15 protein-coding genes are annotated in these 9,123 nt (G+C 43.0%); 5 read left to right on the top strand and 10 right to left on the bottom strand.

Going from position 1 to position 9,123, the window contains the following annotated elements:
* From ACE1AQ_RS08820 to ACE1AQ_RS08795, 6 genes are all read right to left on the bottom strand, one after another.
* A partial coding sequence (locus ACE1AQ_RS08820; RefSeq protein ID WP_141705471.1) for a transposase DNA-binding-containing protein occupies nucleotides 1-79 on the bottom strand: 79 nt, incomplete at its 3' end.
* A 173-nt stretch (nucleotides 80-252) separates the two neighbouring features.
* Nucleotides 253-1,770: a uroporphyrinogen-III C-methyltransferase gene (gene cobA, locus ACE1AQ_RS08815; protein ID WP_106909922.1), complete on the bottom strand. Its 1,518-nt coding sequence runs from the start codon at nucleotides 1,768-1,770 to the stop codon at nucleotides 253-255.
* 54 nt (nucleotides 1,771-1,824) lie between these two features.
* The gene (locus tag ACE1AQ_RS08810; protein WP_008200403.1) at nucleotides 1,825-2,736 is read right to left on the bottom strand and encodes a phosphatidate cytidylyltransferase; all 912 of its coding nucleotides are present in this window, start codon (nucleotides 2,734-2,736) and stop codon (nucleotides 1,825-1,827) included.
* A gap of 48 nt (nucleotides 2,737-2,784) precedes the next feature.
* The gene (gene cbiT / locus ACE1AQ_RS08805) at nucleotides 2,785-3,375 is read right to left on the bottom strand and encodes a precorrin-6Y C5,15-methyltransferase subunit CbiT (RefSeq protein WP_008200401.1); all 591 of its coding nucleotides are present in this window, start codon (nucleotides 3,373-3,375) and stop codon (nucleotides 2,785-2,787) included.
* Between the two features lie 10 nt (nucleotides 3,376-3,385).
* Entirely contained in the window at nucleotides 3,386-3,580 is a 195-nt protein-coding gene (locus ACE1AQ_RS08800; protein ID WP_255348752.1) for a DegT/DnrJ/EryC1/StrS family aminotransferase, read from the bottom strand.
* A 104-nt stretch (nucleotides 3,581-3,684) separates the two neighbouring features.
* Entirely contained in the window at nucleotides 3,685-3,759 is a 75-nt protein-coding gene (locus tag ACE1AQ_RS08795) for a hypothetical protein (RefSeq protein WP_253257798.1), read from the bottom strand.
* Between the two features lie 60 nt (nucleotides 3,760-3,819).
* Between ACE1AQ_RS08795 and ACE1AQ_RS08790 the strand changes: the two genes are divergently transcribed.
* A complete protein-coding gene (locus tag ACE1AQ_RS08790; protein ID WP_374705129.1) occupies nucleotides 3,820-3,987 on the top strand; it encodes a hypothetical protein in 168 nt (55 codons plus the stop codon).
* Between the two features lie 212 nt (nucleotides 3,988-4,199).
* Here the strand turns inward: ACE1AQ_RS08790 and ACE1AQ_RS08785 are convergent, their stop codons facing one another.
* Nucleotides 4,200-4,346, bottom strand: coding sequence for a hypothetical protein (locus tag ACE1AQ_RS08785; RefSeq protein ID WP_157221737.1), 147 nt, complete (start codon nucleotides 4,344-4,346; stop codon nucleotides 4,200-4,202).
* Between the two features lie 54 nt (nucleotides 4,347-4,400).
* Nucleotides 4,401-4,853: an SRPBCC family protein gene (locus ACE1AQ_RS08780; RefSeq protein ID WP_002737629.1), complete on the bottom strand. Its 453-nt coding sequence runs from the start codon at nucleotides 4,851-4,853 to the stop codon at nucleotides 4,401-4,403.
* A gap of 104 nt (nucleotides 4,854-4,957) precedes the next feature.
* Between ACE1AQ_RS08780 and ACE1AQ_RS08775 the strand changes: the two genes are divergently transcribed.
* From ACE1AQ_RS08775 to ACE1AQ_RS08765, 3 genes are all read left to right on the top strand, one after another.
* Nucleotides 4,958-5,320, top strand: coding sequence for a cupin domain-containing protein (locus tag ACE1AQ_RS08775; protein ID WP_008200389.1), 363 nt, complete (start codon nucleotides 4,958-4,960; stop codon nucleotides 5,318-5,320).
* 5 nt (nucleotides 5,321-5,325) lie between these two features.
* On the top strand, nucleotides 5,326-6,171 hold the full coding sequence (locus ACE1AQ_RS08770; protein ID WP_008200387.1) for a prephenate/arogenate dehydrogenase: 846 nt from the start codon (nucleotides 5,326-5,328) through the stop codon (nucleotides 6,169-6,171).
* 185 nt (nucleotides 6,172-6,356) lie between these two features.
* On the top strand, nucleotides 6,357-6,815 hold the full coding sequence (locus tag ACE1AQ_RS08765; RefSeq protein ID WP_008200385.1) for a nitrate reductase associated protein: 459 nt from the start codon (nucleotides 6,357-6,359) through the stop codon (nucleotides 6,813-6,815).
* 265 nt (nucleotides 6,816-7,080) lie between these two features.
* On the opposite strand, the gene ACE1AQ_RS08760 is transcribed toward ACE1AQ_RS08765, so the two are convergent.
* Nucleotides 7,081-7,272 (bottom strand): DUF2949 domain-containing protein, encoded by a 192-nt coding sequence (locus tag ACE1AQ_RS08760; protein ID WP_008200383.1) that lies wholly within the window; start codon nucleotides 7,270-7,272, stop codon nucleotides 7,081-7,083.
* Between the two features lie 269 nt (nucleotides 7,273-7,541).
* Between ACE1AQ_RS08760 and ACE1AQ_RS08755 the strand changes: the two genes are divergently transcribed.
* Nucleotides 7,542-8,498, top strand: coding sequence for a glycosyltransferase (locus tag ACE1AQ_RS08755; RefSeq protein ID WP_110546049.1), 957 nt, complete (start codon nucleotides 7,542-7,544; stop codon nucleotides 8,496-8,498).
* 346 nt (nucleotides 8,499-8,844) lie between these two features.
* Here ACE1AQ_RS08755 and ACE1AQ_RS08750 read toward each other — a convergent pair whose 3' ends face one another.
* Nucleotides 8,845-8,997 (bottom strand): hypothetical protein, encoded by a 153-nt coding sequence (locus ACE1AQ_RS08750; RefSeq protein ID WP_172456672.1) that lies wholly within the window; start codon nucleotides 8,995-8,997, stop codon nucleotides 8,845-8,847.
* Nucleotides 8,998-9,123: the final 126 nt, after the last annotated feature.

Genomic DNA, 9,123 nt, shown 5'->3' with positions numbered 1-9,123 from the left:
CGATACTGATTAACCTTTTCTTTCTTCTGGTGTCCCCTAGGTCTGCATACTGTAATTCTTGGGCTGCCCATTTCTCCATTTTTTTGCTTACCTCCACCTTAATTCCTTCTTTCAAAACTATACCTATCAATCGTTTCCCCTCTTTTTAAGTTTCTTCTCTTTTTGTTAAGAAAGATCTGACTAATGGATAGCTTGATAAGGGGGGCTTTGATCCTCCCAACCCCGGCTGCCGCAAATACGGCGGCGAGGATGTCAGGTCTTACTCCACTCGATTAAAGCGCTAGTCAATCCTTCTAGGGTATATTCTCGCGCCTCGATATCAACACGACCAAATAACTCTTGACAGGTTTTTGAAGTTTGCGGACCGATAGAAGCCAGACAAACTTTTTCTAAGAGGGAATTAACCGATAATTCTGCCGTTTCTTGTCGCAATAACTGATAAAAATTCTGGACGGTTTTGGAACTGGCAAAGGTGACTATATCGACTTTCCCATCTCGAAACGCTTCCCAGATGCCACTATCCATGCGTGCCGGACATCCGGAATAATATGCGGCCACTTCCGTCACCTGACCGGCTTTGGCCGTTAATTCCTTAACTAATATCTCTCTCCCTCCCGTTTCCACGCGAGGAAAGAGGAATTTTTGACCCTTAATCGGGTCGGGAAACTCGTTTACCAAGGCATCGGCGACAAAATCCCCCGGGATAAAATCCGCTTTTAATCCTCGTGAGTGCAAAACTTGGCTGGTTTTTTTGCCCACCACGGCGATTTTTACAGTCGCTAAAGCCCTAGCATCTTTTCCCCAAAATGTCAAGCGATCAAAGAAAAAATTAACAGCATTGGCAGAAGTTAAAATCAGCCAATCAAACTCTTGTAACTGAGCGATGGCATCGTCTAAACCTTGCCAACGGTCGGGGGGACGAATCTCTAAAGCGGGCATTTCTAGGACTTCTGCACCTTGATTTTGCAAAATTTCGCTAAATTGACTCGTTTGCTCGGCGGCACGGGTAATAACAATAGTTTTACCGCCTAGGGGTGGGGGAGAGGACATAATCGCCAGATCCACAACTTGACCAATGACCATAATAGAGGGTGAGAGGGACACCCCGGCGGTTTGAGCGAGAATATTTTCTAAAGTGCCGCGCCAAATTTGTTGATCCTTGCGTCCCGCCTGACGGATAATAGCGATCGAGTCGTCAATATTACGCCCATTTTGGTATAATTTCTCGATAATTTGCCCTAAAGACTGACCGGCCATCAATAGCACCAGCGTATCAATTTTAGCTAAAGCTGACCAATCGAGAGACTCGGGATCGTGAGCGCTCAAGACCGCAAAACAGCGACTAATATCCTTTTCCGTCAGGGGAATTCCAGCCAATAAAGGAGCGGCTAAAGCGGAGGAAATACCGGTTATCAGTTCAAAATCACAGTCAGCCTGCTTTAGGGCCAACATTTCAGGATATACTCGCCCAAAAACCCCCGGATCACCACTTTTAAGCCGAATAACTCGTTTTCCCTCTTGACAATAATTAACCAGTATCCGATTAATCTGATTCTGCTCGGCCCCGGGTTGTCCCCCCCGTTTGCCAACATCGACTAAAACACAGGTTTTCGGCACTAGGGAGAAGATTTGACTATCCACTAGGGCATCATACAGCAAAACCTCGGCCGTGGCTAAAATTGCTCGCGCTTGCAGGGTGAGAAAACTGCTCTGACCGATTCCCGCGCCGAGAAGATAAACTTTACCCCGGGGATGGACGACTGCTGACATAATCGCAAATTTGGGTTTAATCTTTAATCTAGCACTTGGAGAAGATACAAATTACTAACGCAACAAGGGCAGCAGTAAAGTGACGAAATAATATACTAGGGGAGCGGTGAAGACATAACTATCAGTGCGATCGAGTATACCACCGTGACCGGGGATTAACTGTCCGGAATCCTTGACCCCGGCATCGCGTTTCATCATCGATTCGGTCAAATCGCCCAATAAACTGACAATACCAATTAATAGGCCCAAAATTAGGCCCGTCAGCTGCCAATAGGGCCAATCTAAATACCAAGCACCCACCTCGGCCACCGCTATACTGCCTAAAATGCCAAAAAAGGAACCTTCCACGGTTTTTTTGGGACTAATCAGCGATAAACTGGTTTTTCCTAACCATTTTCCCATGATATAGGCTCCGATATCGGCGGCCCAAATGCAACCGAAGGCCAGAAAAGTCACCGTCAAAGCGGCCGGGAATAATTTCGGTTCCATCCACGATTCCGGCCAATATCCCATCAGGGGTAAGTTACTGGCCATGGCCACGGGACTACTTTCCGGGGAAAAACCGACCCGTAAACGAATCCAATAACTGGGTAAGTAACCACCGTAAAACAGACCGAGAATTGAGGTGGAAATGTCGGCAATTGTCGCCATTTTTGGCTGAAAGAGCAGATAAAAACAAATTAACGCCCCGGCCAGGGGAAACATGGCATCGGTGAGGGGGGCTGCCATAGTTGCCGTCAGCAGTAGTAATTGTGAAACTACGAGAGTGGTTTTAGCGGCCGGTTCAATGCCTTTGGCGCGAACTAAGCGAAAATACTCTAATTGTCCCAAAAAGACGATAACACCGATGCCGAGGGTGAAATACCAACCCCCAACGATAATAATTCCCAGTGCGAAGGCAATAGCAAAAATAGCGCTGACAATGCGTGGCCAAGGCATGGTTAATCCAGAAAAGTTAGGCGGCATTGTTTTAATTATATAGATTAAGAAAACTTTATGGAAGGTTATCCACAATTAAAGTTTATCGCCGCTCAGGATAAACATGGGATCAACGGCGGCAAAAATTTGGTGAATACCCCTAGTTTCTAGGCGATTTACTGCCGCTTGGACAATCTCGATATTACGCGCCTGTAAATTAGAAAAGCCTTCGGAAAATTGATAGAGGGTTTCTAAGTTATTGGCCGTGGCCACGATGCGGCCGTTGGGTTTCAGGTATTGCCACACTTCTTGCAGGACCGATTTAATCGGTTTGCCGCCCTCGATACAGACGCGATCGGGTGCTAGGGATATATTGGGCAGACAATCCGGGGCGCTGCCTTCAAAAACCGTAACATTTTTTACCCCGAAGCGATCGCAATTACGGCGGATTAAACTGGCCACTTCTTCATCCCTTTCAATGGCAATAATCGGACTATTGGGGCATAATAAGCCAATTTCAACGGGAATAGTGCCGGTTCCTGCGCCGATATCCCAGAAAACCCCCCCATCACCTAACCGCAAAGCGGAAATCATCAATAATCTCACCTCGCGTTTACTCAAGGGAATCCCGGGCAAACGTTCAAACAGTTCATCGGGAATACCGGGGGTTTTATATAACCAAGTCATGGGGGGTCAATTATTGAGAAGCTTCACTACCAAGCATTATTATATAAATTTGTCCAATTTTCTTTATTAAGTAAACGGGGACTTTTCTAGGGATAAAACCCTGATTATAGAGACTTCCTACCGCATCACAGTTATCCTCAACTACCCAGAGGTGATGTTTTTCAGCAAAAGCCATCACCGCTTCTAAATTAAACCGATTTCCCAGGGTAAGCTAAGACGCATTTAAAGCACTTATTCTTAAGATTAGCCGAATCTCCCCCAATCCCTTTACTGTTGCCTCTTGCCTCTTGCCTCGTCTCAACAAGCAATTTAAATGCTTAACAGCTTATGAGCGATCATAATCGCTTTAGTCTTCTCTGACAAGGCCGGTTCTAGCTGCTCGATGTCGAGGTCATAACCGGGTAATTTAACGTCTAAAAAGACGGGAATTAGCTGATTTTAAAAGTGGGATTAACTGTGGTCGGGAAACCGGCGGCGACGGTAATGACTTCATACCCCAGTTTAAGTTGTTTTTCCCCTAGTTTAGGGGAAGTTAAGGCACTTAAGGCCACTAAATTGGCCGAAGAGCAAGAATTGTGTGCAATAGACCTCTTGCAAAAATCAAAAATCTGACCTTAGGTGAGGAGTCAGGCGCCAGTAGTCAGGAGTCAGGAGAATTAAGAATGAGCATTAATCAATTAAATGCTCTATTTAGAGATTTTATGCAATTTTATGTCTATTTTTCTCATTTTTGCACTCTCGAAAATTAATTATGCAAGAACTCTAATATCTGTCTAAAAAAATTTTGTCAAGCGAGTCTATCCAGTTTATTGCTAAACAGTCTCTTAAATCTTATGGCAGTTATCTTCATGGTGAGGTAGAAAGTTTCCGTTTTGGGGAGTCGGTCGTCCGTAGTCAGCAATAAGCTGTACTGCCTTAAAACCGCGCACGGGAAATTTTAGTACAAATGCTACCCACCTCTCCTTGTTCATAGACAGTCTTAACAAGTGTTTTAGATAGTCAACAGCTTACTGCTAATGATTACCTCACCTTGGCGGTGTATTATTGACAATATTGAGCGCATAAAGGCGAAAACGCTCTAGATCGGCTTGCAGGGTTGATTCTACCACTCGACCGAGGAAAAGATTATCCATCAATTTTCCTAACCAACCAGGTATAGCATAGGCTGCTGTCAGTCGCACAATACTCCTACCATGACGGTCATAAAAACGAATTGCCCCGCGGTTAGGCAACCCGTCCACGGATTCCCATTGAATCATCTGATGGGGGACAATTTTCAGTATCCGTGACAACCAAGTAAATTCTAAACCACCACTGGCTAACTTCCAACGGGAAAGCTCTGGCTCCTCCTCGAGAATTTTCACCGATTCGATCCATTTCATCCAGTGGGGCATTTGTTCTAAATCTGACCAGAGCTCCCAAACCAGATCGATCGGCGCGTCCACTTCTACTTGTACACTATGTTCTAACCAAGTCATTCGTTAATTCTGGCGATGCTGAATATTTCTATGATAACGGCTATTAGTCTTTAGTCTTTAACTCAATGATAAAATAAAAACAATCTTCGAGGTCTAATTTTACTATGTTAATCAGAAAACTGCTCGAATGTGAGGAATTCATCGCCGGTGATCATACCCGATTACGGGAGTTATTGCATCCCGATAAACAGCCGTTAAATCTACGTTATAGTTTAGCCCATGCCCAGGTAGATGTGGGGGAAACTTCTACTCCCCACGCTTTAAAAACTGCGGAGGTTTATTATATTCTGCAAGGACAAGGGGAAATGCACATCGATGAGGAAGTGCAATTAGTGACCGTCGGTGCTGCCATTTATATACCTCCTCTGGCTAAACAATATATTCATAATTGTGGGGAGGAACCCTTAGTTTTTTTGTGCATTGTTGATCCCGCTTGGCGAGTGGAAGACGAAATTATCTTTGAGTAAAACTAATGAATATTGGCATTATCGGACTGGGCTTAATCGGTGGTTCCTTGGGGTTAGATTTTCGATCACAAGCTTATAAGGTTTTGGGAGTTTCCCGTCAACAATCCACCTGTGATATCGCCGTAGAAAAAGGAGTGGTAGACGAATCCAGCACCAGTTTAGAATTATTGGCTACTGCCGATTTAATCTTTATCTGTACTCCCATACATTTAATTGTGCCAACTTTGCACAAATTAACTCCCTATTTAAAACCCCAAGCCATTGTCACCGATGTGGGATCGGTTAAAGGGGCAATCGTCGCCAATTGTAGTCAATTGTGGCCCAATTTTGTCGGTAGTCATCCTATGGCCGGGAAAACCGAACAGGGAATTAATGCAGCACAATTGGGTTTATTTGTCAATACCCCCTATCTGATTACTCCCCTTGAATCTACCCCTAACTTTGCCCTAGAAATCCTAACTAAAATAGTACACAAGTTAGGCTGTAAAATTTACTATTCCTCCCCCGAAGAACACGATCGAGCCGTGGCCTGGATTTCCCATCTGCCAGTAATGATTAGTACCAGTTTAATCCAAGCTTGCGCGCAAGAACAAGACCCGAATATTCGCGAATTAGCGGAAAATTTAGCTAGTTCTGGTTTTCGCGATACCAGTCGCGTCGGTGGTGGCAATCCCGAATTAGGTTTAATGATGGCTCAATACAATCGTCAAGCTTTATTGATAACCTTGGCAAATTATCGGCAAAATCTTGATCAAATTATTGACTATATTGCAGGAGAACAATGGCAGGAACTAGAGAAAATTCTCATTTCTAGTCAGCAATATAGAGACGATTTGATTCAACAAAAATAACATTTTGCCCAGTTACGGCTCTCCCAGCTTTGGTGGGTAAAATGTATTTTAAGATACATTTATCCTAGCGAGGGGGTGGAACGAACCACAAAGACACAAAGGACACAAAGATCGATCGATCCTATGTCAATTAAACTTATCACACAGAACCTAGAAGAGCCCAGTTACTAAACCGATAAAATTATATGACCACCTTTTTTGAATTTGAGTCCGAATTTGTTGACTCCTTACGTTGTATCCCGATGACCGTAAGAATGAAACTAGATACCTGTGGAGTTAAATTAAAATTATCCCATTGGATGCAGTTAACTCAACCAGAAAGAATGGTATTAGTTAATATGGCTTGTACGACGGCAGCAGAAGCCAAAATCTATCGAGATTTTCTGCAAAAATTAATCACCGAAAAAACTGGCACTCCCCCGGGAGAACTAGCGATAGATCCCCATCCTCCTTGGCTAGATGATAGCCAGATTCCCGATACAGTCCTAGAAAAAGCCCGAGAATTCCAGATCGAAATTAGTTTAGAACAATGGCAAAAATTGCCACCCTCCCAACGGTTTGCCCTGATTAAACTCAGTCGTCCTAGCCACGAAAATCTTAACTTTTATCCTGCGCTGAAAGAGTTCCATATAGTCGATGACTAATTTCTTCCTATCTTACTGTCATGACAAGCAAAAAGGCGATCAAGTGGATAAATTATTATGTTAGACCAGATAAATCTCGAATTAAAACGGGGGGAATAGCGGATGATAGCCAGTTTAATTAGTGCCAGCAAAGGTGAGGTTTTCGGCTATGGTAAACCTTAACGCGACTTAATCCAGGGGGATAAAATTAAATAAATTGCCGCTCTGGGGATTGGTCAGTTCTCTTAATAAAAATGATAATTAACGAACTATTATTGGAAAATAATTAGACAGTTTCCATCCAGTCAAAAACTTGATTCAATTGCGACAAATCGATTAACCCGTACTGCCATAAAACCATCGGTAATGAACCCACCGATGCTTCACAGAGACGCAGGGCCATATCGAGGGAACGGGGGGAAATTGCTAATTTTTCCAAGAGAAAAAGGCGGAGTTGTTTTTGTTGATGAGCTTCCATGATTAAGTATCATTTGTAACGATAATCGGATTATTGAATAACTTATCCTCTATTAAAAAGAGATACTTCCCTCACGGGGATCACCCAATTGGGTGATTTTGTCTAGCAATTAGAATAATTTAAGGATTTATCCATAATATGTCCTACTATCCCGAAATTGCGAGTGGGGATATCAACACTTCCTCGACGTAGAAAAATGAGAAAGGGGAACTTTTGGGATAAGCTATTGATAACCTAGTTTTTGCCCGAGTGGGAGAGAATTGCCCCCAATGAGTCATGCTCCTCAAGTTTCCGTAATTATTCCTTGCTATAATCAAGGTTCCTATCTCGATGATGCGATCGCATCTATTTTGGTACAAACATACCAAGATTTTGAAATCCTTGTCATTGATGATGGCTCCACAGAACCGGAAACCATCGAGATTTTACAAGATTATCAACAGCCAAAAACCCGGATCATCCGCACAGAAAATCAAGGGGTTGCCACAGCGAGAAATCTAGGAATTGCCCAAGGACAAGGAACCTATATTCTTCCCCTTGATGCCGATGATAAAATTGCCGATTCCTATCTAGAAAAAGCGGTTACTTTGCTAGAAGGTAATCAGCAATTAGGGATAGTTTATTGCGAAGCGGAGTATTTTGGGGATAAACAAGGAACTTGGCCGCTGCCTGAGTATAAATTTCCCGATATATTAGTAGATAATATGATATTTTGCTCCGGTTTGTTTCGGAAATCTGATTGGGAAACTGTGGGGGGCTATAATACTAATTTAATTTATGGTTGGGAAGATCACGATTTTTGGTTATCTCTGATCGAATTAGGTCGAGAAGTCTATCGTATCCCGGAAGTGTTATTTTTCTATCGGCAAAAAGCTGCTTCTATGAGTCGCTCAATGACCGCAGAACAATATATTTATTCCTATACCCAACTTTTTGATAATCATCCCCAACTTTACTCCCAAAATATCCAAGCCATTTTTGCTGCTTTGGTCACCTTAAGAGTCGATATATTCGCTCAGTTGGAACGGGCCAGAGAACGAATTAAACAATTAGAAATTAATGAGCAAGAATTGCAACAAGAATTGCAAAAAACCCAATTGGATTATCGAGAAGCTGACAGTAAAATAGCCGCCATGCAAAAAAGTAAATTCTGGCAAATGAGAAGAGCTTGGATTAAAATGCAAAAATTGCTAGGATTGCTGGAAAAAGACCCTATTTATTCTTAATGGGACTTAAACGATCAACAAAGGCCGATAATTTTCGGCTCTTTTGGATTTGGTGGGTAAAATGTATTCTGAGATACAGTCCTGCTGGCGAGGGAGTGGAGGGAACCACAGAGACACAGAGGACACAAAGATCGATCCTATGTAAGTTAAACTTATCACACAGAACCTAGAAGAGCCTAATTTTCTGGAAACATAGTCTTTAAAGCCTTGTCTGGCAAGACTCCTAAGAATGATCAGCACTGATTATCACACAAAGTCGAGGAGAGCCCAAATATTTAGGAACGGTGGTGATTATTAGAGCTAAAATCAGCAACTTCGGAAAAGCGAAATATGGACAGTCCAGAATCTAGGCAGCCGCACTGTAATAAGGCGAAGGCAGACTCGGATAAACTCGCCGGATGTGGCGGAAGACTTCTTCCGTTTTTTCTTCCACTTCTTCTTCCGTGTAGAGATCGACGGGTAAACCAGTATTATCGCTGTATAACTGAACTTTCCCCATACATATATACTACAATAGCCGAAAACCCTTATCCATCAATGGATGCACCCGCTTAACTTTTCTTAATGTACCCATGTAATTTGTAACATTTCTTAATGGACAAGAATTCTCTCCATTTGCTAAAAT

The organism is Microcystis sp. BLCC-F209, from assembly GCF_041928595.1.
GTDB lineage: Bacteria > Cyanobacteriota > Cyanobacteriia > Cyanobacteriales > Microcystaceae > Microcystis.
Note: the sequence above shows the minus strand (reverse complement) of the source record. Positions and strands in the feature narration are given on the sequence as shown.